Source organism: Paraclostridium sp. MRS3W1 (assembly GCF_032465715.1).
Classification (GTDB): Bacteria; Bacillota; Clostridia; order Peptostreptococcales; family Peptostreptococcaceae; genus Paraclostridium; species Paraclostridium dentum.
Window position 1 is genome coordinate 1 of sequence record NZ_JAWDJM010000152.1, and the last position, 913, is coordinate 913.

The following is a 913-nucleotide window of genomic DNA, read 5'->3' on the forward strand; positions in this document are numbered from 1 at the left end:
TATATGCATTATATATTTATTATAGATTTTTTCTATGTTAATTTAATGTTAAGTTATTGCATAGATGCCATTTGTCTACTTATCTATAACGATAAATATTTATCATTTCCTCATATAAATAAAAAATAAGGTTAGTAAAACTAACCTTATTTTTTATTTATATTAACTTTTATCGTTGATTACACATACCTCTACCTTGTCCTTGTCCATTTTTCATATGTCCATTATTTAATCTTTCAGATCTGTTTTGCTTCATATTTTCTAAAAAATCACTTCCTAAATACTTATATGCTTTATCATGAATTTCAAAGTATTTGTTTAATTCTTCATCAGTTAAATTATTTTTTGGTTGTTTGTAGTACTTATCAAATATTGTTTTTTCATCTTTTGTAAGTTCATTATAGCCTTTGTCTATAAGTTTTTGTTGCTCATCTGTAAGTCTACATTCTTGTCTATTTTGGTACCTGTAACTAAATGAATTATCTGTAGATGATTTTTCATTTGCATTTGCTATAACCCCCATAGATCCAAATCCAATAGCTGATATAACACTAAGTGATAATATTATTTTTTTTAATTTCATAAAACTACCTCCTGTTAAATTATCTTTAATATAATTATGACTATCGATTGTTACAACTTAGTTACAAGTAAAAAATTTTACAATTTTAATTCAAACCAAAATTCGACACCATCTTTTTTGTTCAAAACACCGCATTTACCGTCATGAAGATTTATTATTTCTCTTATAATAGACAATCCCAGCCCCACTCTATTGTCACTATATGTTCTGGATTTATTAATTCTCATAAAAGAATCCCATATCTCATCTAAATATTCATCTTCTATATTTTCTCCACTATTATATATAGATACTTTTAAATTTCCCTTACATCTATATGTAGTTATATTT

General features: G+C 24.8%; 2 protein-coding genes. Both read right to left on the reverse strand.

All coding sequences use genetic code 11. From position 1 onward, the window contains the following. Window positions 1-169 precede the first annotated feature (169 nt). Window positions 170-583: a hypothetical protein gene (locus RWY47_RS12335; protein ID WP_025163123.1), complete on the reverse strand. Its 414-nt coding sequence runs from the start codon at window positions 581-583 to the stop codon at window positions 170-172. Window positions 584-660: 77 nt separating this feature from the next. Then, window positions 661-913, reverse strand: a 253-nt coding sequence (locus RWY47_RS12340) for an ATP-binding protein (protein ID WP_316030343.1), incomplete at its 5' end; no start/stop codon positions are given.

Excerpts from the sequence above, each read along its gene's own strand:
- RWY47_RS12335 (WP_025163123.1), bottom strand. The coding sequence starts at position 583 with ATGAAATTAAAAAAAATAATATTATCACTTAGTGTTATATCAGCTATT.